Raw genomic sequence first — 25,977 nt, 5'->3', positions numbered from 1 at the left:
TCGCGTGGTGCGGGCGAGGGGTGGAGGGCGTCGGGCATGAGAAGCGGGCACCGGCTGGGGCGGCCGTTCGGGTGGCTGTGGGCGGCGTACGGGACCAGCGCGCTCGGCACGTGGCTCGCCTTCGGCGCGTTCCCGCTGATCGCGATCCAGGTCCTGCACGCCGGGTCGGCCGAGGTCGCCGCGCTCGCGTCCGCCGGCGCGGCGGTGGGTGCCGTGGTGGCGGTGCCGCTCGGGCCGTGGGTGGAGTTCCGCCGCAAGCGGCCGGTGCTGATCGCGGCGGACCTGGTGCGGTGCGCGGCGCTGCTGACGATCCCGGCCGCGTTCGCGCTCGGCGTGCTCACCTTCCTTCAGCTCCTGCTGGTCTCGGTCGTGGTCGCGGCCGCCGACATCACCTTCCGTGCCGCCTCCGGCGCGTACCTGAAGACGCTGCTGCCGGCCGGGGACCTGCTCGTCGCCAACGCCCGGTTCGAGTCCACGGCCTGGACGACCACGATCGTGGGACCGCCGCTGGGCGGCGCGGCGATCGGCCTGCTCGGTCCGATGGCGACGGTCGTGGCCGACGCGGTCAGCTACCTGCTGTCGGCCCTGGGCATCCGCGCCACGGGCGGGCACGAGCCGCGGCCCGCGCACCGGGAGGGGGCGCGCATGCGGGCGCGGGACCTGCTCGACGGCTGGCGGTACATCCTCGCCGACGCGGTACTGCGTCCGCTGTTCCTCAACACCGCGCTCTTCAACGGCCTGGTGATGGCGACCCAGCCGCTGCTCGCCGTCCTGATGCTCGGCCGGCTCGGGTTCACGCCGTGGAGTTACGGACTCGCCTTCGCGGCGCCCTCGATCGGCGGGCTGCTCGGCTCGCGGCTGGCCCGGCCGCTCGTCGACCGGTGGGGCTGGCACCGGGTCCTTGTCGCGGCCGGGGCGCTGCGCGCGCTCTGGCCCGTCGGCCTGACCTTTGTGGGGCCCGGCACCGGAGGGCTGCTGCTGGTGATCGGCATAGAGTTGGGGCTCATTTTCTGCTGCGGGGTCTTCAACCCCGTGTACGCCACCTCCCGCCTCGAACGCACCGCGAGCGACCGGGTCGCCCGCACGCTGTCCGCCTGGGCGGTGACGACCAAGGCGTCGACGGCGCTTCTGACGGCCGTCTGGGGTGTGCTGGGTGCCCTGCTCGGCCCGCGTACGGCCGTCGGCCTGGCCGGTGTGCTCCTGCTCGCGACACCCCTGCTGCTCCCGCGCGGCGCGGCAGCGCGTCTCCCCGCTCCAGAGCCGGAGCCGAGCCGTACCTGACGCGGCGACTCGTGATTCCATTCCCGCATGACCACCGAGAGCACCGAGAGCACCGCGGCGCGCGGCGGGCGGCCGGACCGCGCGGTCCGGCCCAGGACGGACGGCGATGTCGAGGAGTGCGTCCGGGTCCTCGCGCGGGTGCATCACAGCGACGGCTACCCGGTCGACTGGCCGGACCGCCCGGGCGACTGGGTCGCACGGGCCACCGGGCTGGGGGCCTGGGTCGCCGTCCTCGACGGCCGCCTCGCCGGCCATGTCGGCCTCTCCCGCCCCGCGGAGGGGGACACGGCCCCCGGGCTGTGGGGCGACCGGAGCGGTACCGGCCGCGAGGGGACAGCGGTGGTGAGCCGGCTGTTCGTCGACCCGGGGGCGAGGGGGCACGGGCTCGGCGCGCTGCTGCTCGGCCGGGCCGAGCGGGAGGCCCGGCGGCTCGGCCTGCACCCGGTGCTCGACGTGGTGGCCTCCGACACGGCGGCGGTCGCGCTGTACGAGCGCCTGGGGTGGGAGTTGCTGTCCGAGCTCGAACAGCGCTGGGGGCAGGGGCGGATGGTGCCGATCCGCTGCTACGCGGCGCGGACCGGGGCCGTCGTAGAGTCCTCCCAGGGCGTGTTTCGAAAGTAGCGCCGGCCGCCCGGAGGGCGGGTCCCGCGGCTCCCCCAGCTACCGCTGGGGGTACCCCCAGGTGCGGTGCATCGCAAGGCGGAGAGTCGTCCTCGTAGTGGGCTACTCGGACGATTCGACAACGCAGCGTGGGGGCACCCCCGGCCGAAGGCTGGGGGAGTGCCGTGCCTGGGGGCACCTCCCAGCGAAGCTGGGGGAGCGTCGCGGGATGGGGGCACCTCCCAGCGGTAGCTGGGGGAGGGATTTTCGAAACACGCCCTAGCAACCTCGGTCCGTTGGCAGCCCGCCGCCGCCCGGAGCCGCAGAGCCGGAGGACACACCGATGCACACCAAGAGGGTCGAGTTCACGGGGTCGCAGGGCGCCGCGCTGGCCGCGCGGCTGGAACTGCCCGAGGGCGAGCCGCGGGCGTACGCGCTGTTCGCGCACTGCTTCACCTGCGGCAAGGACCAGGTCGCGGCCACCCGTATCTCACGGGCGCTGACGGAGTTCGGCATCGCGGTGATGCGCTTCGACTTCACCGGTCTCGGGGGCTCCGGTGGAGAGTTCGGCAACACGCACTTCAGCTCCAACACCGACGACCTGGTGCACGCCGCCGAATACCTGGAGGCCCACCACAAGGCCCCAGGCCTCCTCATCGGGCACTCGCTCGGTGGTGCGGCGGTCCTCGCCGCACGGCACCGCATCCCCCGGGTACGGGCCGTCGCCACGATCGCCGCACCCTTCAGCCCCGCTCACGTCCTGCACCTGCTCGGGGACGACCGCGACGAGATCGAGCGGGAGGGCGAGGCCGAGGTCGTGCTCGCGGGCCGCACCTTCTGCATCCAGCGGAACTTCCTGGACGACTTCGCCACCCAGCCGCAGACCGAGCGCATCGCGGGCCTCAGAGCCCCGTTGCTCGTCTTCCACTCGCCGACGGACGAGTTGGTGGGCGTCGACAACGCACGGCACATCTTCGACACCGCGCGCCACCCCAAGTCCTTCATCGCTCTCGACGGGGCCGACCACCTGCTGACCAAGGTCGCCGACGCCGCGTACGTGGCGACCGTGCTCGCCGCGTGGGCCGGCCGCTACGTGCTCGGACCGGCCGGGCAGCCCAGCCTTACGAATTGACGGCTCGTCAGAGACGATGGACGGCGTCGGGTACCGCAGCCGCCTGCGGGAGGCCGGCCTGACGCCACTCCGCCGGCGACGATCCGTAGACCGCCCGGAAAGTACGGCTGAAGTGGGCGTGGCTCGCGAAGCCCCAGCGGTGCGCGATGGCCGCCACGGTCTGCCCCGCGAGTTCGGGACGTACGAGGTCCCTCCGGCAGGCCTCGAGCCGCAGGCGCTGGATCCACCGGCCGACGGTCATGGGTTCGCCCTGGAAGAGCTGGTAGAGGTAGCGCACCGAGATGTGGTGCGCCGCCGCCACCGAGGCCGGGCAGAGTGACGGGTCGTTGAGGTGGCTGCGGATGTAGGTGCGCAGGCGAAGCAGCAGGGCCGCCTCCACGGCGGGCGTGGCCTCCTGCTTGACGTTCCCCTCCAGGGTGACCAGGGCCGTCAGCACGTCGACGATCCCCTGCTTGAGGAATTCCTTCGGCGCCGGTGCGCAGATGCAGTTGTCCGTGATCGTGACGAGTCCGTTCACGTACGACGCGAGGATGCCGCTGATGCCCTGGCCGGGGGAGTAGGTCCGGCCGGTGGCCAGGCGCAGGGCCGAGTCGGGGAGGTCCACCATCTCGCGCGGGACGGTGGCGACGTGCTGCCGCACCGGGCCGGCGAAGTCCAGGACGTACGGCCTGCGGGTGTCGAGGATGACGAGCTGGCCGGCGGCGACCGGCGCCTCCCGGCCGTCCTGGGTCGCGACGCCGGCCCCCGTCCTTTGCAGGCTCACGACGAGTGAGTCGTCGCCGTCCGCGGCGATGAGCGGCGCGGACCGGGTCATCCGTTGCGGGCTCGCCTCGAGGGACCCGACCTGGACGCCCGCGACGCATGCCCGCCGTATGGTGCCGTGGATCGTGGCCTCCCCCCGCGTGCGGACCTCCAGCTGGATGAACGCCTTGCCCACGGCGTCCGTCCAGTAGTCGGTCCTCTCGTCGGGCGGTTTGATGTCCGTGGAGAATGCTTGGATCACGATGCCCTCGCGAATTGCCAGGAGGCATTGGGTCCCAGGAACCGGCGTGGTACGTGGTTCCGGGGGAACCCCTTACGCTGCCACCGTAAAGTCCGGCCGCGGTCCCGGAAGGCGTTTTGGGCGAGACTGCGGGACACCCGCAGAAATGCGAATCCGGGGTTGCGGCAAATCCCGGAGACCTCCTCCGGGCAAATGCGCGCGTGATCCGGTCGCGGGCCTGCCAGGACTGTCAGGCGCCGATGCGGGGCGGCGTGGCGGTTCCGTGGACGGCCTTGGCGTGGGACGCGTACCGGCGGCGTGCCAGCGCGGGGACGATCAGCCGGACGGGCAGCGGGGCCGTCGCCAGTACGGCCTTGACGACCTCCGGATCGCCCTCGTACATCGCCATGCCGAAAGCCAGTGGCAAGTCCTTCTTCGGCGTGGCCGTCATCCCGTGCTCGCCGAGCCGGTGCCACTCCGCCGCGGTCACGTGCTGCTCGGCGAGCGGCAGGATCTCCTTCTCCTCCAGGGCCATGTGCTCCAGGAGCACGCTCGCGAGGCGCTCCAGCGCCTCGGCGAGTTCCGCGCCGCGCAGCCCGGTGGAGCGCCAGCCTCCGAGCAGTGCGGTCACTTCCTGGTGCGCGGTGTCGATGGCGTGGTGCTGCTCCTCCATCGTGGGCACGACGGCGGCGGCCTCCGCACCGCCGCGCTCGACGAGCTTGGGCCACAGCAGCAGGTCCTCGCCCTCGTGGTGGGTGTGCAGGATGCGGCACAGCAGGTCCGCGTGGGCACCGACGACCTCCGTGCGCCGGATGTCGCCCGGCGCCACGGTCCGGACGAGGCCGGGAAGCAGGATGAACTCGCGGCGCAGCGCGGTGTGGGCCATGTACATGTCGCGCGTATCGGCCATCGGTTCAACGACGTGTGGTGCCATGGTGCGTTCCTTGTCCTGCCGTCTGCTGTGTGTGGGGGCGGGCGGCGAGCACGGAGCCGGCGGGCGATGCCTGTCGCGGACGGGAGAGCCCTGCCGTGTCGCTGCCCGGGCCACTGTGTCACCGGCGCCGATGGTCGCGCATGGGTCATATGCCCTTCGTGCGCGGCCGACGCCCGGGTCGTTCGGCCCTGCCCCCGTGTGCTGTTCGAGTCGGCCGCCGCAGGCCGGGCGACCGCGCCGGGTCCGTCCCGCGCCCTTTGCCCGTGCGTGCACGGTCTTTGTCCCTCCACGCAATCCACCGCCGGCGGCACGGAAATCGTCCGCGTCGCAGTTCCCGCGGGGGCACACTGTAATCCGACTCACAGTCCTCCTTCTTGAATGCGACGTGAACGCATTCCTGCGAGCACAATTCGGCGAGCACGCCCACGCCATGGCTTGTCGAGGATCTACATCAGTCAGGAATCTCCGATGACAGCACGCAAAGAACGGCTTGACGCAGCGTTTTTGGGGGGTCTCGGAGGTCGTCTGCACACCGATCGCGATACTCGGTGCGGACGGCTCGGTGTCGGGGTGGGTCGAGTCCGCCCGGCACCTCCTCGGCTACTCCGCGCAGGACGCGGTGGGGCGGCCGGCCGCGGCCATGCTGGCCTCGCCCGGCGACCGGGCCGCGGCATCCGCGCTCGCCCGGCGCTCCCACGTGCTGCCGCAGGCGTGGGCCGGCACGGTCGGGGTGCGCCACAGGGACGGCCGGGCGCTCGACGTGGGGCTGCGCGTCTCCCGGCTGTCCGGACGGCAGGACGGTTGCCGATGGCTGGTCTCGGCGACCCGCGTGGACGGGGTGGCGGACTCGCCCGCGGTGAGCGGGCTCCCGCTGTCGTCGCTCCTGGGCAGCGCACCGGTCGCGATCTGTGTCCGCGACACGGGGCTGCGCTGCGTGTGGGTGAACGACACCGCTGAACTCCTGGACGGGATACCGCCCGTGACACGCCTCGGCCGGCGGCTGACGGAAGTGCGGCCCGGCGCCGAGTCCGGCGCGCTGGAGGCGGTGATGAGGAAGGTGCTGGACAGCGGGACCCCGGCGCTCGACCTCGAGTACCCGGAGTGGCTCTCGGCGGTCGGCACCTGCGGCCCCTTCGAGGCCTCGTACTTCCGTCTGGACGGCGCGGACGGCAGCCCCGTGGGCGTGTGCTCGATGTGGGTGGACGTCGCCGAACGGGACCGGGCCCGCGAACGCCTGGCGATCCTGAGCGAGGCCGACAGCCGTGTCGGGACCACCCTGGACGTCGCGCGGACCGGGCAGGAACTGGCCGCCGTCGCGGTGCCGGCGCTGGCGGACTTCGCGATCGTCGACCTTGCGGACCCGGGCGGGCTCGGCCCCGACGTGCTGTTCCATCCGGCCCTGGTGGACGGGCCCGTCCCCGTGTTCCGCCGGGTCGCCCTGGCCTCGATCCACGAGGGGCCGTGCGAACCCCTGTGGACACCGGGGGAGGTGATCCTCGCGCCCGCGAACTCGACCTATGCCGGTGTCCTGTCCACGGGGAAGCCGGCGTGCACGGTCCTGGAGCCCTCCTGCCTCGACCCGCAGGACCCCTGGGCGGAGAAGGCCCGCACGTACGGGATCCACGCCCTCATGGCGGTACCGATACGAGCCCGCGACGAGGTGCTGGGCGTGGCGGTCTTCGCCCGGTCGAGGAATCCGGCGCCGTTCGACGAGGGCGATCTGCTGCTGGCCGAGGAACTGGTGGCCCGTGCCGCGCCGAGCCTGGACAACGCCGACCGCTACTCCCGCGGGCGCGCGTTCGCCCTGACCCTGCAACGCAACCTGCTGCCCCGGAAGTTGACGGGCGGATCGGCCGTCGAGGTGGCCTCTCGCTATCTGCCCGCGGACATCGTCGCGGGAGTCGGCGGCGACTGGTTCGACGTGATCCCCCTGTCCGGCGCCAGGGTGGCGCTGGTGGTGGGGGACGTGGTCGGGCACGGCATCGAGGCCGCCGCGACGATGGGCCGGCTGCGCACCGCGGTTCGGGCGCTGGCCTATCTGGACCTGCTCCCCGACGAGTTGCTCACCCATCTCGACGACCTGGTCACCCGCATCACCCAGGAGCACGAGAACGTCCAGGGACCGCCTGCCCAAGTCCTCTGGGCCACCTGCCTGTACATCGTCTACGACCCCGTCACGCGGACGTGCACCATGGCACGGGCCGGCCATCCGCCGCCCGCCGTCATCGACCCCGAGGGCCGCATCACCTTCCCGGACCTTCCCCCCGGAACGCCGCTCGGGGCAGGCGTGTCCTCCTTCGAGGCGGTGGAACTCGAACTGCCCGAGGACAGCGTGCTCGCCCTGTATACCGACGGCCTGGTCGAGTCCCGGACCCGGGACATCGACGCCGGCATCGACCGCCTCACGACGGTCCTGGCCCGGCGCGGCCGCTCGCTGGACGTGCAGTGCTCCGACGTCGTCGACGCCCTGTCGACACACCCGCCCGACGACGACGTCACGTTGCTGCTGGCGCAGACCCGCGTCCTCGGCCCCTGTCAGGTCGTCTCCTGGGACCTTCCCCTCCAGCCTGCCGCGGTGAGCAGCGCACGGGCCCTGACCACCCGGCAGTTGGCGCGGTGGGGGCTGGAGCATCTGGTGCCGTCCACCGAACTCATCGTCAGCGAACTGGTCACCAACGCGATACGCCACGGCAGGGGGCCCATCGGCCTGCGGCTGATTCGCGACCAGGTCATGACCTGCGAGGTCTCCGACAGCAGCAACAGCCTGCCGCGCCTGCGCCACGCCCGCCCCACGGACGAGAGCGGCCGCGGGCTGCTCCTGGTGAACCGGCTCTCCCGACGGCGCGGCACCCGCTACACGCGGGGCGAGGGGAAGATCGTCTGGGCCGAGCAGGACGTGGCACCCGGGGCGTGACGCGCGCCGCGCCACCGGGTGTCATCCCCCGTCGAAGCCGACGGGCACCGGAAGCGTGGACCACCGCGGCACCGGCCAGGCGACGGCGAAGGCCCGGCCGATCACGTCGTCCACGGGCACGAAGCCGCCGCCCGGTTCCTGGACATGGACGCGGGAGTCCCCGGAGTCGTCGCGGTGGTCGCCCATCACCCACAGGCGGTCCTTCGGGACCTTCACGGTGCCGACCGGGAAATCGTCGCACGGTGTGGCCCCGGGATAGATGTAGGGCTCGGCCAGGGGCTTCCCGTTGACCTCGACGGGCTTGCCGCTCTCGCACGTCACGGTGTCGCCGCCGACCGCGATCACGCGTTTGATGAGGTCCTTCTCGTCGGCCGAGGGCATCAGCCCGACGAAGGCCAGGACCTTCGTGACCGCGTTCGGGGCGGGGGCGCTCCGCTGCGCGGACCGGTCGTCCAGCCAGCCGCCGGGGTCCCGGAAGACCACGACCTCACCGCGTTCCGGCTGCGCGCCGAACCACGGGGTGAGCTTGTCCACCAGCACCCGGTCGCCGACCTGGAGGGTGTTCTGCATCGAGCGCGAGGGGATGGAGAAGGCCTGGACGAAGAAGGTCTTGATCCCCAGCGCCAGGACCAGTGCCACCACGATCAGGATCGGCAGCTCCTGCCACCAGGGGCGCGGCTCACGGACCGTGCGCGGCCGCTTGCGGCCGGCTGCCGCCGTGCCGTCGTCACCGGACCCCGCGGTGCCGGTGCGGTCGTCTTCCCCGACGGTCATGGCTGCTCCTTCGCGCTGAACGGGTGTACGGCGCACCGCGGTGGGTGCCGCGCGCTCCTGGACATCGTCATCTTGCGTCACGACCGGTCAGTCCGCCGCGAGGAGGTGGGCGGGGGCGATGCGGGAGTGGGCGCGGATGGGGAAGGCGAGGGCGGCGCTGACGAGGGTGATGGCGGCGAGGGTGGCCAGGCCGGCGGCACCGGCCACGGTCAGCAGGTGTCCTTCCAGCACACCCCGTCCGATGGCCAGGACCGCGGCGAGTCCCGCGACCGCGCCGGTGAGCCCGCCGAGCAGGGCGAGCAGGATGCCCTCGTAGAGGGTGAGGCGGGCGAGTTCCCGGGTCGTCCATCCGGTGGCGCGCAGGACGGCTAGGTCGGCGGCGCGTTCGCGCTGCGACAGGACGAGCACGTCCACGGCCCCGGCCGCGCCGAGCAGCAGGGAAAGGGCGACGCTGAGGTAGTCCGCGGAGCGCGCCTGGGCGACCACGCTGTTGCCGAGCAGGGAGCCGGCGACCTCACCGCGGAAGGCGAGGGTGAGGGCGAGGAGCACGGTGAACGCGGCGACGCCGAGGGCGAGTCCGGCCGCGCCCAGCAGGGTGCGGCCGCGGACACGCAGGAGGTTGCGCGCGGCGAGGCCGATCAGGGAGTGGACCGGCGCGGTCCGGCCGCCGGCCGTGACCGGGGGTCTGATGGCGTCCAGGGGGCGCAGCCTGGTGGCCCGCCAGGCGGGGAACGCTCCGGCCGTGACCGCGAGCAGCAGGGCGACGGGCAGGACGAGGGCGGCCTTCGTACCCGCGTCGGGGAGCCCGAGCAGGGCGCCCAGGACATAGGCGAGCAGGGAGCCGGCGGCGCCCGCCCCGAGCCCGATGGCGGCGAGTTCGCCGAGGACCAGCCGGAGGATGTCGGAGGAGGTCCAGCCCACGCAGCGCAGGGTGCCGATCTCGATGCGGCGGGAGCGGACGGAGGCGAGGGCGGCCTGTGCGAGGAAGAGCGCGCACACCACGAGTACGAGCACGAAGAGCACCGCGCTCTTGGTGTCGACGGCCTTGAGGATGTGCAGGGCCACGCCCTTGGCGGTCCAGTACTCGCGGACGTTGATGCCGGACAGGGCGACGGTCTGCGGCGCCGGGGAGCTGCCGATGGTGATGTCCACCTGGAGGCCGGGGAAGGCGGTGCGGATGTGTCCGGCGACGGCGTTGACGCGGGCCTGCGAGGCGGGGTCGACACCGGTGACGCCGCTCACCCGGATGCGGATGGCGCTGACGGGTGCCTTGTCCTGCAGGGAGGGTTGCCGGCGGCTCTTGGTGAGGGTGGGGATCGAGTCGAGGGTGGTGAGCATGGTGGGCGGGGCCGTGAGGTAGCCGCCGAGGTTGCGGTCGGGGGCCAGCGGCCGGTCGTGCAGGGCGGTCCGCGCTTCCTTGTCGGCGCCCGTGACCTCTGGCGAGCGGTAGGTCTCCAGCGGCACCTGCGACAGCGAGGAGAAACCGGGCAGTTCGCCGGCGTCGTAGCGTCCGACCGGGACCAGATACGGGATCGAGGTCCGCCCGTAGTCCTCGTGGTCGCAGGTGAGGTAGCCGAGGCAGAAAGTGCCGGGGTGGCTGGTGACCTTCCGGTACTGGGTGCCGGTGTTCTCCTCGGGGACGAGGTCGACGAACTGGCGGTTCACATTGGTCCGCCAGATCTCTGGCGACTGGCCGGCACGAGGCCGCGGGACCAGGCCGTGCGCCGTGCGGTGGTAGTCGACCGGGCCGACCGTCCAGTAGTTGGACAGCGTGGGCGGATACGCGAACTTCTCGGGGTAGCCCTTCTCGATCTTCGCGGTGGCGTGGCCGACGGGCGTTCCGCGCAGGCCGTTGACGAAGTCGTGGGCGGCGGGGCTGCCGAGCTTCGCGGGCAGGAGGGCCGGGTCGCCGGCCTGGAGGCGTTCGACACGGGCGTCGAGAGTGCCGGCGGTCAGCGTGCGGTCGTTGAGCAGGACCGGGACCTTCCAGTAGGAGGACTCCGCCGACCAACGCTCCTTGTTTCCCCAGACGGGCTTGTCCCGGTCGGTGAGCACACGGCCGGAGGTGACCGCCTGGTTCAGGCCCACCAGTTGGTTCTCGGCGACGGGGTCGATCGCCGACAGCAGCACCGGATAGGAGACCGGGACTTCGGCCGCCACTTTTTCGTGGCCGGTCCGGCAGGTCAGCCACGCGTTCATGTCGCGGTCGAACGGTGACTCCTCGCGACGGTCCTCCGGGATGAAACTGGGTTCCAGCGGTTCGTAGCCGCCGTCGTCGGAGTGCTGAATGTGGAGGTCGGTCTTGTTGTAGTTGTAGTACCAGCAGACCGAGTACACGCCGTGCCCCGTGTCCTCCTGGAGCAGGTCTTCCGGCGACGAATCGTGGGGAAGCTCGGCGGGCCGCTTGATCGGGTTGCGGCTCACGTACACGTACTGGTCCGCGGTCCGGTACTGGTTCGGGCCCGCGGTCAGGGTCGGCCGGATCCGCAGCATCTGGGCGGGCGCGCCCGGATCGAGGAACGTGGAGACGTCGATCCTCATGGTGCCCTGCACCATGAGGTAGCCGAGGTTGGCGACCGGCGCGGCGATCTGTACTCCGGCCATGTCCTTGATGGCGTCGTACTGGTCCAGGGTGATCCCGCCGTAGATCCCGGACAGGAAGTTGGCCTCGACCAGGCCGTCGGCCCGCTCGACGGCGCCCTGACTGCCGTGGGGGCGGACGAGGACGTCGTAGGCGGAGCGGGCGTTCTTGCGGACGGTGTCGGTGGTGCGGGCCTGACTGGTCGTCACCGTCGAGGTGAGCAGGGTGAAACTGGTGGCGGCCACCAGGATGCCGGCGGCCAGCGCCAGCGCGCGGCCGCGGTGGCGCCGCAACTGCGAGAGGATCATGGCGATCACGGACGCAGGCCCCCCAGGCGGTCGAGCACGTCGGCGGCGGGTGTCACCTGCTGGTCGGAGGTGATCCGGCCGTCCTGGAGCCGGACGATCCGGTCGCAGTTCGCGGCGACTTCGGCGTCGTGAGTGGCGATCAGCATCGTCATGGCGTACTGCTCGCTCAGCGTCAGCAGCAGGTCGATGATCTCCCTTCCGGTGGCACTGTCGAGATTGCCCGTCGGCTCGTCCGCGAGCAGCAGTCCCGGACGGTTGATCAACGCCCGGGCCACCGCGACCCGTTGCTGCTGGCCACCCGAGAGTTGCGAGGGCAGCGCGCCGGCACGCCCGGCCAGGCCGACGGCGTCCAGGAGTTCCATGGCGCGGGCCCGCCGGTCGAAGTCCACCCGGCGCGGCAGCACCGGCACCAGGACGTTGTCCAGCGCCGTGAGGGCCGGCAGCAGGTGGAACCGCTGGAAGACGAAGCCGATGCGGCGGCGGTGCGCGTCCAGCCGGGACGCGGTGAGTTCGGCCCCGTCGACCTCGACCGTCCCGGAGTCCGGCCGGTCCATTCCGCCGATCACATGGAGCACGGTGGACTTGCCCGCGCCCGACGGCCCGGTCAACGCGACCGACACACCGTCGGCGATCACCAGGTCGACACCGTCCAGCGCCGTGATCCCCGGGTAACGGCGGGTCACCCCCCGCAAGGTCACACCCATGAGCCCTTCCCACCCTCCTGCATTGCCGCAATGCAGCGGTACATTGTCACAATACATAGGGGGTGTGAAAGTGCCACTGCATCATGCGGTGCTCGCTCTGCTGTCCGAAGGGCCCAGCCACGGCTACGAGCTCAAGGGCCGCTTCGAGCAGGCCATCGGTCCGCAATGGGGCGGCCTCAACATCGGCCACCTCTACCAGATCCTCGACCGCCTCGTCCGCGACGGCTACGTCACCCGCTCCCAGGTCGCCCAGACCGACCGGCCCGACAAGACGCGCTACCAGCTCACCCCCACCGGCCAGGACGAGTTGACCGAGTGGGCCACCGCCGCCTGGACCCGCACCGGCGGCTTCCGCGACGAGTTGTTCCTCAAGCTCCTCGGCGCCGCCTCCCTGGGGGCCGACGCCCTGGACACCCTCGTCGAGGCCCAGCGGCAGACCTACGTGCGAGAACTCGCCGGACTCGCGCGCCTGCGCCGCACCCACGCCGACGACCCCCTCGTCGCCCTGCTCATCGACGCCGCCATCGCCCACACCAAAGCCGATCTCAACGTCGTCGACAACGCGGTGCAGCGGCTCACACCACTCATCAACACCGGGCTGGGCACCCGTGGTGACGCATCCCCGTCAGGAAGTGCGAGCGGTGAGGAGCAAAGCGGACGAAAGGAAACACTGTCCGCATGAGGTCTCTTCTCGTGTCATGTAACACTTTCCAGTACAGATCATGGTGAGAAGGTGATGCTTTCGACCCTGCCGGACGCCAGGCGTCCCGGATCGAGAGCGCCCGCCTGAACCAGGGAGCACGAACCATCCGATGCAGTCCATGGTGTACACGGCCGACGCAAACAGCCTTCCGGCACTGGTGGGTCGTGATGAGGATGTGGAGCGGGTCGAGGCTCTGCTCGGCTCGGTCGACTCCGGCGGTGCGGTGCTGCTGTCGGGAGAGCCCGGAGTGGGCAAGACGACGCTGCTCAACCTGCTCGGCCAGCGGGCCCTCACCGCGGGTGCCAGGGTGCTGCGCGCGGGGGGCACGGCCGTCGAGAGCGAGGTCGCGTACTCGGGCCTCAACCAGCTGCTCTTCCCCGTCTGGGAGGAGAGTTCCGGGACCTTGGAAGGCGCGCACCGGGACGCGCTGCGCGTGGCGCTGGGCTTCGGCAGCGGAACGCCGCCGGACCGGTTCCTGGTCTCCAACGCCGCCCTCGTGCTGCTGCGCGGCGCGGCCGCCGAGACACCCATCCTGCTGATCGTCGACGACCTCCAGTGGGTGGACCCGGCCAGCACGGCCGTGCTGCAGTTCGTGGCACGCAGGCTCTCCGGCAGCCGCATCACGTTCCTCGCCGCGACCCACCCGGGGAAGCGCGGCCATCTCGAGAGCGGTGGACGCGCCGAGTACGAGATCCCGCCGCTGGACGGGGAGTCGTCACGGCTGCTGGCCGGTCTCCGCCATCCGGACCTGGCCGGATGCGCGCTGGACTGCGTCATCGCCGCCGCGCAGGGAAACCCGCTGGCCCTGGTGGAACTCCCGGCCGCGCTCAGCGGACCGCAGCGCGCCGGGCTGGAGCGCCTGCCCGACCCGCTGCCGCTCAGCCGCCGCCTCCGGGAGGCCTTCGGTTCGCGGGTCGCGGCGCTGCCGGCGGCCACCCGCAGACTGCTTCTGGTCTCCGCGCTGGAGGAGACGGGGGACGTCGCGGTGCTCCAGGCGGCCGTGCAAAGGCTCTGCTCCGCGTCCGGTCCCACGGACCTCGAGGCCGCCGAGTGCCACGGACTCGTGCACATCGACCAGTTCGGCCATCGCCTCAGGTTCCTGCACCCGATGATCCGTACCGCGGTGCTGGAGGGATCCACCCCCACTGAGCGCCGCGCCGTGCACCGCGAACTCGCCGAGGTGCTGAACGAATGGCCCGACCGGCGCGCGTACCACCTGGGGGAGGCGTGCACGGAACTCGACGAGTGCGTCGCCGCCCTGCTGGAGGGCAGCGCCCACCGCCTCGTGCGGCGGGGCGACGCCACGGCGGCGATCCGCGCCCTCACCAAGGCCGCGCACCTGTCCCCCGGCGCCGCCGACCGCGCGCGCCGGCTCTCCGCGGCCGCCTACGTACGGGCGGACGCCTCCGGTGAGTTGATCACGGCCTCCCGGCTGATCGACGACGCCCGGCGCGTCGGCACCGACGAACGCGCGCTGCTCTACTCGGCCGCCGTCTCGGTCCACCGGCTGCTCGACGGCGAGGGGGACATCGACACGGCCCACCAGACGCTGCTCAAGGCGATCGAGAGCCTCGACCGCTCCTACGACGCCTGCGATCTCGCGCTGGACGAGGCGCTCCACCTCCTGGTCCTGCTGTGCTGCCTCGGCGGCCGCCGGGAGCTGTGGGTCCCCCTGGAGAAGATCCTCGACCGACTCGGGGCCGACGTCCCCCGGCTGCTGGCCGTCTACGTCGCGACGCAGGGCGACCCCGCGCGCACCGCCCTGCCCGCGCAACCCGACCTGGAGGAACTCATCGCCGGGTTGCCCCAGGAGACCAGTCCGGCGCGGATCACGCGGATCGGTGTCGTCAGCCTCACCGCCGACCGCTTCGCCGATGTGCGCGACTCCGTGTCGCGCATCTCGCCCCAGGGGCGCAAGCAGATCTTCGTGCTGCCGCTGCTGTGCACGGACGCGTTCCTGACCGGCAGGTGGGACGAGGCGACGGCGCTGGCCGACCAGGGGGTGCGGCTGTGCAAGGAGCTGTCCTTCGAAGCCCTCTCCTGGTACTTCGTGTACTACCGGGCCGTGGTCGCGGCGGCGCGCGGCGACGCCGCGACCGCCGGGGAGGCGGCCGAGGCGATGGCCCTGTGGGGGACATCGCGCGGCGCGCTCCATCTGGTGACCCTGGCCGAGCACGTCCAGGTGCTGATCCGGCAGGCGGAGGGCGACTTCGAGCGCGTCTACGGGCACGCGGCGGCCGTCAGCCCGGCCGGCGAGCTGGCCCCGTACACCCCCGTGGCACTGCTCGTGGTGGTGGACCTGGTGGAGGCCGCGGTCCGCACCGGCCGGCGGGAGGAGGCGGCCGCCCATGTCCGGGCGGTCCGCAGCGCCGGGATCGCCCGGCTCTCCCCGCGCAGGGCCATGCTCGTCGACGCCGCGGCCGCCATGGCGGCCGAAGCGGACGAGGCCGCGATCGAGTTGTTCGAGCAGGCCCTGTCCCACCCCGGTGTCCAGCAATGGCCCTTCGACTGGGCACGCGTGACCCTGGCCTACGGCGAACGCCTTCGCAAGGCGCGATCGACCACCGAGGCCAGGGCCTCGCTGCGCGCGGCCCTGGCGGCCTTCGAGGAACTCGGTGCCCGGCCCTGGGCGGACCGGGCGGCACGCACGCTGCAGGCGAGCGGGGGGATGACCAGGCGCGCCGAGGGACCGGAGCCCGTCATGCTCACCCCGCAGGAGCTGGAGATCGCCCATCTCGCGGCCACCGGTCTGACCAACAAGCAGATCGCCGAGCGGCTCTACCTCTCCCCGCGCACCGTGGGGGGCCATCTGGGCCGTATCTTCCCCAAACTCGGGATCGCCTCCCGCGCGGCACTGCGCGATGCCCTGATGAATCTCGGCGAGCGCTGAACCGCGCGCGTCGAGCGCCGCCGGACGGGCACGTGCCGGCGGCGCCTCGGCGTCCCGGGGGGCTGCAGGGATGGGCAAGGCACCGTGCGTCACGGAGCAAGGAGCAGGACCGGTCACGAACCTACGGTCGACAGTGGCCCACCCTCAGTGGAGCCGGGACGACCGTGGAGGAGTGACGCAGATGACGCATATGGACAGGTTCGAGGAGGAGCGGGGCGAAAAGCAGCCGGGACACCATCTGGCTGTGGCAGGGATCCTGGGGGCCCTGGCCGTCTGCGGGGTGAGCGCGCTCTGCGCGACCTTGCCGCTGCACCATCCGAGCTACGCGTGCGGCCTGGCCCCGGTGATCACCACCGGGGTGGTTGCGGCGATCCTGGCCCGACTGAAGAACCGGTACCGTTCCACGGCCACGCAGGCGCGCGCGGTGTCCGACACCGTCCAGCGCGTGTTGTTGCGGCCGCTGCCGAGGCGTATCGGCGCCCTGGGCATCGCCTCCGTCTACCGCGCGTGCGGTGGCCGGAGCGAGGTGGGCGGTGACCTGTACGCCGTGGCCCGGACGGGCGGCGCGACACGCCTGATCATCGGTGACGTGTGCGGCAAGGGCCTGCCCACGTTCGAGGACGTCGCGGCCGTGCTCGGGGCCTTCCGTGAATGGGCCCCCTGCACCACCACCTTGACCGAGCTGTCGGGGCGCCTGGAGCAGAGTTTCCTGCGCCACCTGGCAGAGACCGACGACAGCACCGACGGCACCCGGGCCCGGGACGAACGCTTCGTGACCGCTCTGCTCCTGGAAGTCCCGGACGGCGAGCGGCAGGTGCGCATGGTCAACCGGGGCCATCCCCCGCCGGTCCGGGCCCACTGCGGTTCCGTGGCCCTGGTCTCGGGCTGCTCGTCGCCCCCGCTGGGCCTGCACGGCCTCCAGGACGTGGGTGCCATCGAGGAGCGCTTCGAACTGGCTGCCGGGGACGCGCTGTTGCTCTACACCGACGGGCTGATCGAGGCCCGTGACGCCGCCGGGCGCTGCTACCCGCTGCTGGAGCGCGCGACGGCCTGGGAGTGGACCCGGCAGAGCGCGGCCCGTCGCGTCTGCCTGCCCGACGCGCTGTCGGAGATCCTCCAGGACCTCGTCGCGCACACCGGGGCGCTTCCCGATGACGATCTGGCGATGGTCGCGCTGACGCGGGTCGAGAAGCCGGATGCCGCAGCGCTCACCGGGGCGGCCGGCGACTCCCGCCCCGAGGAGAGGGGGCGGTTGGGGTAGGACCGGCCCGCCACCGCCTGCGGTGGTGGCCGGGCGGGGGAGCGGGCCGGCGTCCCGCGGGGAACTTCCCCGCGGGACGCCGGCTTCGTCGTGCCCGGGACGGGCGGTGCCGCCGGCCGGGTCCGGCGGACGGACTCACCCGGACCACCGGCTCGTCGCCAGGAAGCGCGATATGTCCAGGGCGCAGTCCGTCACCTGCCGGGCGAGTCCCTCCACCCGGTCCGAGGTCAGCCGTTGCGTCGGCCCCCCGAGGGTGACGGCGGCCGTCACGGTGCCGTCGGTGGCGTAGACGGGGGCGGCGAGGGCGTTCAGGCCCATTTCGTGCTCCTCGCAGACGAAGGTCCAGCCCCGCAGCCTGATCTCGTCCAGTTGCCGGTGCAGGGCCTCGGGCTGGACGACCGTTCTGCGCGTGTAGGCGGTCAGTCCCGCGTCCAGGACGAGCCGGAGGGCATGGGGTTCGTAGGCCATGAAGACCTTGCCCGCCGCACTGCCGCACAGGGGCCTGACCTGGCCGACGTAGCCGTGAGGGGTGAGCGGGTGCGTGGAGTTCGCCCACACCACGGTGACCTGGTTGCCGTGCCGGCGGATGTGGAGGCCGCAGCACTCACCGGTCTTGTCGCGGAGTGCCGCGACCGCGGGCCTGGCCGCTGTGATGAGGTCCGAGGCCACGTCCGCGGACGCCGACCACCGGATCACCCGCAGACCGACACAGAAGAAGGCCCCCTCGCGCTGGAGCGCGTTCTCCTCGACCAGTGCGTGCAGGATCCCGGTCAGCGTCGATGACGGCATGCCCGTCATGCGGACGATTTCCGAGGGGTGCAGGCACGGTGTGTCGACGGAGAAGCAGTCCAGAATTCTGAAGGCCTCCTGGAGGATCTGCGGGGCGGGGTGTGGTTCAGCTGAGTGATGGATTGTCATGTTCGTATCCTCCGCGCGCAAATCCCGCTGGGATTGAAGCGGCCACGGTGATAGGCTGGTGTATCATTCAAGTAGTCGCGTGATGACTGCAGATGATGACATGGACCGAGTGAATCGCCGCTCGGTGTCTCCGCTGATGCCGGGCACTGCTGAACAGCGCTTTTCCCGGCCTTGTTGATCCTTTTGGCCGATGTACCGCGTTCCGCCGCATTGCGGGGGTCGGGAAGACCGGCGGCGGTCCATGCGTTTATGGTGCCCGTCGGCTTTCCTTGTCTACCCTGCGAAAAGCTTTATGGGCGTGTTTTCTTTGGCCTCTCTCCGCGGCTGATTCGTACCGTGCTCGTTCGGTGTCTCCCGCTCGGTTCCCGATTCTTCCGGGCGCAGCCAGAGGCAAGGTGCGGTGCGCTCTCGGGCAAGGAATCCGGCGGGGCCGCTGCCTACGGTGGAGACGCACATGCCCGGGAACGATCGGGAAGGAACGACGCCGATGCCGGACGCGGAGGAGACGACAGAGATGGACGCGGCATGGGACGACGGGCGGGCGGGCCGCCACCTGGCCGTCATGGGAGCCGTGACCGTCTGCGTGGCGTGCGCGCTGTGCCTGGTCCCTGGCATCGCCCACGGCATCGCGCCGCCGGCCACCGTGGGAGCGGTGGCGGTGGTGCTCACCCGCCTCTGGGCCTGGGCCCGTGACGTGAGGGCGTTGAGCCGGCCATGGCAGACCTGACGACGCGGCTGGCCCCGGAGGAACTGTGGGTTCTGTTCCGGCTGGTCGTGCCGCCGACCGAGGTGGAGCGCGCGCAGGGCGGGGGCCGGAGGCGGGCGGGTGACCGCGAGGCCCTGGCCGCCATCATCTTCGTGGCCACGTCCGGGTGTGCGTGGCGGCAACTGCCGCCGGTGTTCGGGCCCGCCTGGCCCACGGTGTACCGGCGTTTCGCCCAGTGGAGCCGGGAGGGGGTCTGGGCACGGCTCCGCGAGGTCCTCCTCGACGAACTCAGCGCCCGCAGCGGACTCGACTGGCCGTGTTTCGCGATCGAATCCGTCAGCGTCCGTGCGGCGGAGGGCGGGCGCCCGCGGGCCGTCGTCCCCGCCGCCCAGCCACCGCCACCCACGCCCGACGGGTTCGCTGTTCACTGCGGCGGCGCGGCGGCCGACGGCAGGTGCTTCAGGAACCGACGCGAAAGGGCGTGACCGTTCCGTGGACCTGCCGGGCGTGGGACGCGTAACGACGCCGCCCCAGCACGGTGACGGCGAGCCGGACGCGCAACGGGGCGTTCGCCAGGACGGCTTGGACGACCTCCGGATCCCCCTCGTACAACGCCATCCCGAAGACCAGCGGCAGATCCCTCTTCGCGATGCCGGCCATCCCGTGCACGCCGAGCTCGTGCCATTCGGCCGCGGTGATGTGCCGCTCCGACAGCGGCAGCACCTCCTTCTCCACCAGGGCCATGTGCCTGAGGAGCAGGGTCGCCAGCCGCTCGAACGCCCCCGCGAGGCCCGCAGAGTTCCGACCGTCGCTGCGCCAGCCCGCGAGCAGCCCGGTCGCCTCCGCGTGCAGACCCGCGACGGCCCGGCGCTGCTGCCGCACGGTCGAGACGATGATCTCCGCCTCCACACCGGCGCGTTCGAGGAGCCTGGGCCACAGCAGCAGCTCCTCGCCCTCGTGCTGGGTGCGCAGGATCCGGCACAGCAGCGCCGCGTGGGCACCGACGGTCTCGGCGCGACGGGTGTCGCCGGGGACGACGGACCGGACGAGGTCGGGAAGCAGCCTGAATTCGCGGTGCAGCGCGGTGTGCACGGCGCTCATCCCACGGGTGTCGGCCATGGGTTCATTGACGAGTGGAGCCATTGTCTCTTCCGTGTCGTGCTGCCCGGCAGCGTCGCGGACGCCGCCGCGCAGCCGGTACGGGGGACTGCGCGCGACGTGGCCGCGTCGGCCCACGGCGTCGCGGCGCGATGCCGGGCTCTTCTGCCCAGGCCACTGTGCCAGCGGTGCCGGACCACCGCATGGGTCGAACAGCCCTGATGTGCGGGGGCAGCGCGGGTCGTTTGACGCCGCCGCCGGTTCCTCAGGCGCCTGGGTCCCATTCCTGGAGCAGGTCGAAGAGGCGCGGGTCGCCCTCGAGCTTGAGGGAGTCCGCCGGAATGCGGCCGTACAGGACCATGACCAGCTCGTGGGCCGTGCCCCGGGCGGAGGCGTCGACCGTCTCGTCCGGGGTCGCGGACGTGGCGCCGGGTGTGGGGATACGGGCGGTCCGCGCGCCGTCGGCGGAGAGCCACAGCCGCCAGGAGCGGCCCTCGGTGGCGTGGTAGTCGACGATGGCGGGCTCGTGCGGCCAGGCGCTCGTCGTGGCGCAGCAGGTGGACAGGAACTCGTCGACCCCGTCGAGTGCCACCTCCTCCGGCAGCGGCTCGGCGCCGCCCACCGTGAGCTGCGCGTCGTAGGTGTGCACCGCGAGCTGCTGGAGCTGGTGCCGGGCGACGGCACCGCAGGTCTGCGGCGACTGGGAATCCCCCCACCACGTCCAGCAACCGCGGTCCGGGCCGGCCTCGCGCAGGGCGTCCAGCAACTCCCGCGTCGCGCCCGCCAGCCAGTCCTGCTGCGCCTCGCGCTCCCGGGGCACGTCAGGGACGTCGACCGGTACGGCCTTCCCCGGGGCGCCGGGTCCGGCGGCGACGGTGGCCGCCCAGGCGTGGCGTCCCTCACCGATGTGCTGCACCAGATCGAACAGTGTCCACTCGGGGCAGGTCGGCACCTGCACGTCGAGGCTGGGCGCGGAGGCGACGGCGGCGCGGAAGGCGGCGGCCCGCTCGTCGATCAGCCGCAGCAGATCGGGGAAGTCCAAAGTCATGTTCACGCCGGTTGTCTACCACGGTGCTCCGGCGACGGGACAGCGGTTTTTGCCGCCCCGTCACGGGCGTGCGGCCCGGCGCCCGGAGAGGATCCGGCAGCGGTTCCGAGTGCCGCGTTCTTGCGCGGTTCCGGAACCGGCTGCCGGATCTGCCCAGTCGGCGTGGCCCGGCGGACGTCACCAGTCCGAGTTGGTCGCCCCCAGACTCAGCAGGACCTGGTCGAAGGTGTTGCCGTCGTTGTCGTCGGTGTACGCCATGGAGAGGGTGCCGAACGGGGAAGAGGTCAGCGAGAGCTGCTCCTGCCGGCCGGTCGTGACCTGGCTGACGGACTGGGCCGGCAACCGGCCGGCGAAGGTGCCGTCGGGGTTGAGGCCCCGGGCCCAGACCGCCGGATCGGTGCCGGCGACGCTCCAACCGACCACGGCGTCGCGCTGGTCGTCGATGCCGACGGTGGGGTTGCCCGCTCCGGTTCCGGTGGAGACCTCGACCTCGGCCGAGCCGGCGGTGCCGGTCGCCGTGAACGACCGGGCCCAGACACCACGGGTCCCGGTGTGATCGGACTCCCACGCCACGGCGAAGTCGCCGTTGAAGTTCGCGGCCACGGCCGGGCGCTGCTGCTGCCCGTCGCCGAGGCTGTTGGCACTGCGGCGGCTGAGCGTGACCGCCCCGTTCGCCTTGGCCAGCTTCACCAGGCCGATCTGGTAGAAGCCGTTGTTGTCGGTGTCCTCGTCCCAGACGACGACGGCGTCGCCCGAGGCGGAGGTCGCGATGTCGGGGTTGTGGTGCGCGCCGCCGGCCGCGTTGACCGTCACCTCGTAGGCCTTCGTCGTGGTCCCGGTGAACCCGGCGGCCTTCACCGTCGCCGCCGCGGTGCCCTGGATGTCCTCCCACACCACGGAGAACGCGACCGCCGTGGTGCTGTTGGGCGCGCCGTCCGGGTCGACCGCGACGCGCGGATGGATCTGCTGGCCGTCGGCGCTCGCGTTGGCCTGGCCGGAGCCGAGGAGCGTACCGGCCGGGGAGAGCACCCGGTAGGTGATGTTGTAGAACCCGTTGCCGTCCGGGTCCTCCGCCCATACGACGACGGTGTTGCCCCGGTCGTCGATGCCCACGTCCGGCTCGAGATGGCGCCAGGCCACCCCCGCGGTCCCGCCGGCCGAGAGCTTCTTCTCGTAGGCCGAGACGCCGTTGCGGTACATCCGCACCCACACGTCGCTGTGCGCGTTGTCGCCCGGGTTGGTCGAGTCGCGGTCGTCCTCCCAGACCACCGCGGTGTCGCCGAGGCGGTTGGCCGCGATCGAGGAGGTGTCCTGGTCACCGGCGGAGTCGCTGTTCGCGGTCGCCCAGGACGAGGGCCCGGCCGCCGAGGCCGGGGAGACCATGGCGAGGACCGCGGCGAAGCCGGCGACGGCCGCGCCGAGTACGGAGAGCTTACGCATCGGCCAACCCCGGCTGTCCGTCGTGAATGACAAAGGTCCGCGCGGTGGTTGCCGCCGCGCCGTGTTCGGTCACCGTCGCCACCGACCGGAAGTCGGCTGTCAGCTGCGACGGCGTGATGTGGGTGCGGACGTAGCCGCGCCGCTCGGAGTAGAAGCGCAGGTGCGGGTTGAGCGATCCGTTGGGGATCGTCGTCGTGGCGCTTCCGTTGCCGGTGCTGGTGATGGAGGTGCAGACCAGCTCGGAGCCGATCGTCGCTGACGACGGATTGGCGTAGTCGGCCTTGAGGTTGTTGCCCCACGACGCGTGCACGTCACCGGTGAGGACGACCGGGTTGCGTACGCCGCGGTCGATGATGCCCTGCTGGATCCGCGCCCGGCTGCCCCGGTACCCGTCCCAGGCGTCCATGTTCATCGCGCCGGCCGAGTTCACGTTGCGGGCGAAGAAGACCTGCTGGCCGATGAGGTCCCAGGTGCCCAGGCGCTGGCCGAGTCCGTCGAGCAGCCACGCCTCCTGAGCCGCGCCGGTGATCGAACGGGACGGCAGATCGGCGTCGGCACAGACCTTCGTGCCGTCGCCGCAGGCCTGGTCGTCGCGGAACTGGCGGGTGTCGAGCATGTGGAACGTGGCGAGGGTGCCCCAGCGGACCCGGCGGTAGAGCTGGATGCTGTTGCCGGAGGGCGTCGCGGCGGCCCGCAGCGGCATGTTCTCGAAGTAGGCCTGGTACGCGGCGGTGCGGCGCGCGGTCCACTGGGCCGCCGTCAGCGCGGGGCTGCTGTCGGCGCGGACCATGTTGGCGTAGTTGTTCTCCACCTCGTGGTCGTCCGGCACGACCAGCCACGGCGCGATCGCGTGCGCGGCCTGCAGGTCGGGGTCGCTGCGGTAGAGCGCGTAGCGGCGGCGGTAGTCGGCCAGCGACACGATCTCGCTGCCGAGGTGCTGGCGCACGGCGCCGGCGGTGGCGCCGCCCTCGTAGATGTAGTCGCCCAGGTGCAGGATCAGGTCGGGGCGGTCGTCGGCCATCCGGCGGTAGGCGGTGTAGTAGCCCTGCTCGTAGTGGGCGCACGAGGCGAAGGCCATCGTGAAGTCGCGCCCGACCGTGTTCACCGCCGGCGCGGTGCGGGTCCGGCCCACCGGGGAGATGAATCCCTGCGCCCGGAACCGGTAGTAGTACTCGGAGTCCGGAGCGAGTCCGCCGGCCAGCACGTGCACCGCGTGGGCCTGGGTGTAGCGCGCGGTGAACGTACCGGAGCTGACGAGGGTGGTGAAGTTCTGGTTGGTCGACACCTGCCAGTCGACGGCGACGTCGGCGTTGGGCATGCCGCCCTGACCGTCCGCGTTGGTCGGTGCGGGAGCCAGACGCGTCCAGAGAACCACGCTGCTGTCGTCCGGTTCGCCGGAGGCGACACCGAGCGTGAAGGGGAAGGGAGTGGAGGCGGCGGCCGACGGCTGGGCCGTCGCCCCGAGTTGGAGCGCCGCGACGCTCGCTGTGGTGAGCCCGCCTAGGATGAAGATGCGGCGACTGAGGTTGCTCATGGGCGCCGATGCTCGTGGACCCGGGTGAACTTCCCGCCCTGCGACGGGGGCGGTCAAGTGACATACCCAGGCAGCGAGTTGGTGCGCTTTTATGGGCATGTCGCGGGCGCCGGAACGGGGGCTCGGCCGCTGATCAGCCGTTGTGGTCCAGCCGCGCTGTTCACATTCCCGGCGTCCGTTAACCACCCGTCCAATGAGCGCCCCGGCACGCAACCCGTCCTTCATTTTTTGGCATGCCTCGACCAGTGGGTGCACGTCGTGACCGGCCGTTGTGTCGCTCGCCGCGGGGGACGTCAGGTTCCGCGATGCCGTCCGGAACACGTCTCCCGGCCCGCCGTGTACGCCACGCGGAGTGTCCGGTCAGGCAGCCGGCGCCACGTTGTGGTTGAGCCGGAACATGTTCGCTGGATCGTAGGTCCTCTTGACCGCCGCCAGCCGCTCGTAACGCTCCGGCCCATAGACCGCGGGGGCGTCGGCAGCCTCGTCCGGCGCCAGGTTGTTCACCAACCGCCGGTCGCCCCGCCAGGGCTCCATGCCGTCGAGCAGCACGGCGACGGAGTCCTTGAGCTGCTGCTCCCGCGAGACCGGACCGCCCGCGACGCCCAGCAGGACGTACGGCAGTCCCCTGGTCGCGACGGCGTTGGGCACGGCCGGTTCCCGGTCCCATGCGCCGCCCAGAGCGCGCAGTTCGACCATCGTCAGGGTGCTCCCGGAGCCCGGGCCGGCGAGGTCGACGAGCCGGTGCTGCGCCAGTGAGGGGAACTCCCGCAGCATGATGCTCCGTTCGTAGTAGGGCACTGGTTCGGCCGGCTCATTGTGGATCGTCGCCACCTTCGTGTAGGGCATGTCCGCAACGGTGTCCATGACGGCCGGGGCCGCCGCCCGCAGCGGCGCCACCATCCACTCGCCGTCCGAGACGGTGCCGTTGTAGGCGATCCGAACGGACACCAGGAACTGCCGGTGCAGGGGCACGGGCAGTTCGGTCTGCCCTGCGAGCCGCAGGACGGCGAACGAGGAGACCATGGTCTCGGGCGTGCCCGGGTGCCAGGCAGTCCAGGCGCGCAGCACGTCGGCCATCCGCTCACCGGGGAAGTAGAGGGCGCCGCCGTAGAGCCGGGACACCGGGAACAGGTCGAATTCCAGCGCGGTGACGACCCCGAAGTTGCCCTTGCCGCCGCGCAGTGCCCAGAACAGTTCGGGCTCGGAGCGCGCGTCGGCATGCCGTAGTGCGCCGTCGGCGGTCACCACGTCGAGCGAGCGGACGTGGTCGGCGGCGTAGCCCTGGGAACGGCCGAGGGTCGGGCTGAGTCCGCCGCCCAGGGTGTAACCGGCAACGCCCACCGTGGGGTTGGACCCGTTCAGCGGAGCCAGCCCGGCCTCGGCAGCCCTCTTGACGACCTCGGACCACACCGCTCCGGCGCCGACTCGGGCCGTGCGGCCGGCCGCGTCGACGTTCACGTCGTTCATCCGGTGAGTAGCGATCACGACGGCGCCGAGAGCCGGGCCGACCATCTGGTGGCCGGTGCTCTTCACCACGACCGGCCGGCGCTGTCCCGCCGCGAACGTGACGGCCGCCCGGACATCGGCCGCGTTCTCCGCCACCACGATCACCGCGGGCAGCAGGTCGTGATTCAGGTTGAAGACCACGCGTTCGTCGTCGTATCCGGCGTCGCCCGGCAGCAGAACCGAACCTGTCACCGCTGCATCGAGGGCCGCCGCGGCATCCGCCGACAGGACCGGTGAAATGGATGAATTGCCGAAAGCCATGGCACACTTCCCGCTACTCGTGTGAATACCCGGGAGCCGCGACACCCGGGTACACCCGGAAGCCCCGTACTCGCTCCCAACCTTCACACTGCCCGACCTGAGTTGCCACGCCCATTCAGCCCAAAAGCACCTTAATTCGGACATTGGGGGGTGGGGCTGAAGCAACCAAGTAGGCTTTTTGCTTCGGGTCCTTCGCCACGTCGCGGAGTGCTCCGCGTCAGGTGTGTGTGCCTGGACCTGGCCCGGCCACCACCGGACGTCGGGGGAGTCGGCGCGAATGACCTTGGCTCTGCTGAGGATCTTGGCGTCGAGCGTGCCCGGGACCGGGTCGCGCACGAAACGACAGCGCGGCAGCGCCCCGGTCTGATCTACAGTCACGAAATCTGGTCGCAGATCGACAGG

General features: G+C 71.8%; 19 protein-coding genes and 1 pseudogene. 9 read left to right on the top strand and 11 right to left on the bottom strand.

Annotated features, from left to right (window positions below):
- Positions 1 to 36: 36 nt before the first annotated feature.
- From ACIP64_RS36315 to ACIP64_RS36305, 3 genes are all read left to right on the top strand, one after another.
- Positions 37 to 1,281 carry an MFS transporter gene (locus tag ACIP64_RS36315; RefSeq protein WP_401595644.1) on the top strand — a complete coding sequence of 415 codons (1,245 nt, stop codon included), beginning with the start codon at positions 37 to 39 and terminating at the stop codon, positions 1,279 to 1,281.
- A 27-nt stretch (positions 1,282 to 1,308) separates the two neighbouring features.
- Entirely contained in the window at positions 1,309 to 1,902 is a 594-nt protein-coding gene (locus tag ACIP64_RS36310) for a GNAT family N-acetyltransferase (protein WP_401595642.1), read from the top strand.
- Positions 1,903 to 2,224: 322 nt separating this feature from the next.
- A complete protein-coding gene (locus tag ACIP64_RS36305; protein ID WP_401595640.1) occupies positions 2,225 to 3,013 on the top strand; it encodes an alpha/beta hydrolase family protein in 789 nt (262 codons plus the stop codon).
- A 7-nt stretch (positions 3,014 to 3,020) separates the two neighbouring features.
- On the opposite strand, the gene ACIP64_RS36300 is transcribed toward ACIP64_RS36305, so the two are convergent.
- Positions 3,021 to 4,016 carry a helix-turn-helix domain-containing protein gene (locus ACIP64_RS36300; RefSeq protein ID WP_401595638.1) on the bottom strand — a complete coding sequence of 332 codons (996 nt, stop codon included), beginning with the start codon at positions 4,014 to 4,016 and terminating at the stop codon, positions 3,021 to 3,023.
- Positions 4,017 to 4,245: 229 nt separating this feature from the next.
- Positions 4,246 to 4,929 (bottom strand): hemerythrin domain-containing protein, encoded by a 684-nt coding sequence (locus tag ACIP64_RS36295; RefSeq protein ID WP_401595635.1) that lies wholly within the window; start codon positions 4,927 to 4,929, stop codon positions 4,246 to 4,248.
- Positions 4,930 to 5,419: 490 nt separating this feature from the next.
- Between ACIP64_RS36295 and ACIP64_RS36290 the strand changes: the two genes are divergently transcribed.
- Entirely contained in the window at positions 5,420 to 7,843 is a 2,424-nt protein-coding gene (locus ACIP64_RS36290) for a SpoIIE family protein phosphatase (protein ID WP_401595633.1), read from the top strand.
- Between the two features lie 21 nt (positions 7,844 to 7,864).
- Here the strand turns inward: ACIP64_RS36290 and lepB are convergent, their stop codons facing one another.
- From lepB to ACIP64_RS36275, 3 genes are all read right to left on the bottom strand, one after another.
- A complete protein-coding gene (gene lepB / locus ACIP64_RS36285) occupies positions 7,865 to 8,617 on the bottom strand; it encodes a signal peptidase I (RefSeq protein WP_401595631.1) in 753 nt (250 codons plus the stop codon).
- 87 nt (positions 8,618 to 8,704) lie between these two features.
- On the bottom strand, positions 8,705 to 11,506 hold the full coding sequence (locus tag ACIP64_RS36280; protein ID WP_401595690.1) for an FtsX-like permease family protein: 2,802 nt from the start codon (positions 11,504 to 11,506) through the stop codon (positions 8,705 to 8,707).
- 5 nt (positions 11,507 to 11,511) lie between these two features.
- A complete protein-coding gene (locus ACIP64_RS36275) occupies positions 11,512 to 12,210 on the bottom strand; it encodes an ABC transporter ATP-binding protein (protein ID WP_401595629.1) in 699 nt (232 codons plus the stop codon).
- Positions 12,211 to 12,280: 70 nt separating this feature from the next.
- Between ACIP64_RS36275 and ACIP64_RS36270 the strand changes: the two genes are divergently transcribed.
- From ACIP64_RS36270 to ACIP64_RS36260, 3 genes are all read left to right on the top strand, one after another.
- Entirely contained in the window at positions 12,281 to 12,892 is a 612-nt protein-coding gene (locus tag ACIP64_RS36270) for a PadR family transcriptional regulator (protein WP_401595627.1), read from the top strand.
- Between the two features lie 139 nt (positions 12,893 to 13,031).
- Positions 13,032 to 15,803: an AAA family ATPase gene (locus ACIP64_RS36265; protein ID WP_401595624.1), complete on the top strand. Its 2,772-nt coding sequence runs from the start codon at positions 13,032 to 13,034 to the stop codon at positions 15,801 to 15,803.
- Between the two features lie 181 nt (positions 15,804 to 15,984).
- On the top strand, positions 15,985 to 17,064 hold the full coding sequence (locus ACIP64_RS36260; protein ID WP_401595622.1) for a PP2C family protein-serine/threonine phosphatase: 1,080 nt from the start codon (positions 15,985 to 15,987) through the stop codon (positions 17,062 to 17,064).
- A gap of 135 nt (positions 17,065 to 17,199) precedes the next feature.
- Here the strand turns inward: ACIP64_RS36260 and ACIP64_RS36255 are convergent, their stop codons facing one another.
- Entirely contained in the window at positions 17,200 to 17,982 is a 783-nt protein-coding gene (locus ACIP64_RS36255) for an IclR family transcriptional regulator (RefSeq protein ID WP_401595620.1), read from the bottom strand.
- 487 nt (positions 17,983 to 18,469) lie between these two features.
- Here ACIP64_RS36255 and ACIP64_RS36250 point away from each other — a divergent pair, with 487 nt between their 5' ends.
- The gene (locus ACIP64_RS36250; RefSeq protein WP_401595617.1) at positions 18,470 to 18,709 is read left to right on the top strand and encodes a hypothetical protein; all 240 of its coding nucleotides are present in this window, start codon (positions 18,470 to 18,472) and stop codon (positions 18,707 to 18,709) included.
- Positions 18,697 to 19,047 (top strand): annotated as a pseudogene (locus ACIP64_RS36245) (transposase); the annotation flags it as partial. The gene ACIP64_RS36250 and the pseudogene ACIP64_RS36245, both read left to right, overlap by 13 nt.
- A 100-nt stretch (positions 19,048 to 19,147) precedes the next feature.
- On the opposite strand, the gene ACIP64_RS36240 reads toward ACIP64_RS36245, so the two are convergent.
- The 5 genes from ACIP64_RS36240 to ACIP64_RS36220 form a co-directional block, all read right to left on the bottom strand.
- On the bottom strand, positions 19,148 to 19,807 hold the full coding sequence (locus ACIP64_RS36240; RefSeq protein ID WP_401595615.1) for a hemerythrin domain-containing protein: 660 nt from the start codon (positions 19,805 to 19,807) through the stop codon (positions 19,148 to 19,150).
- Positions 19,808 to 20,051: 244 nt separating this feature from the next.
- Positions 20,052 to 20,834 (bottom strand): maleylpyruvate isomerase N-terminal domain-containing protein, encoded by a 783-nt coding sequence (locus ACIP64_RS36235; protein WP_401595687.1) that lies wholly within the window; start codon positions 20,832 to 20,834, stop codon positions 20,052 to 20,054.
- 177 nt (positions 20,835 to 21,011) lie between these two features.
- The gene (locus ACIP64_RS36230; protein ID WP_401595613.1) at positions 21,012 to 22,274 is read right to left on the bottom strand and encodes a hypothetical protein; all 1,263 of its coding nucleotides are present in this window, start codon (positions 22,272 to 22,274) and stop codon (positions 21,012 to 21,014) included.
- A complete protein-coding gene (locus ACIP64_RS36225; RefSeq protein ID WP_401595611.1) occupies positions 22,267 to 23,808 on the bottom strand; it encodes an alkaline phosphatase D family protein in 1,542 nt (513 codons plus the stop codon). Before ACIP64_RS36225 ends, ACIP64_RS36230 begins: the two co-directional genes overlap by 8 nt.
- Positions 23,809 to 24,168: 360 nt before the next feature.
- Positions 24,169 to 25,506, bottom strand: coding sequence for an FAD-binding oxidoreductase (locus tag ACIP64_RS36220; protein WP_401595608.1), 1,338 nt, complete (start codon positions 25,504 to 25,506; stop codon positions 24,169 to 24,171).
- Positions 25,507 to 25,977 lie beyond the last annotated feature (471 nt).

The sequence above is a fragment of the Streptomyces sp. NPDC088733 genome, from assembly GCF_044751185.1.
In the GTDB taxonomy this organism is placed as follows: domain Bacteria; phylum Actinomycetota; class Actinomycetes; order Streptomycetales; family Streptomycetaceae; genus Actinacidiphila.
Note: the sequence above shows the minus strand (reverse complement) of the source record. Positions and strands in the feature narration are given on the sequence as shown.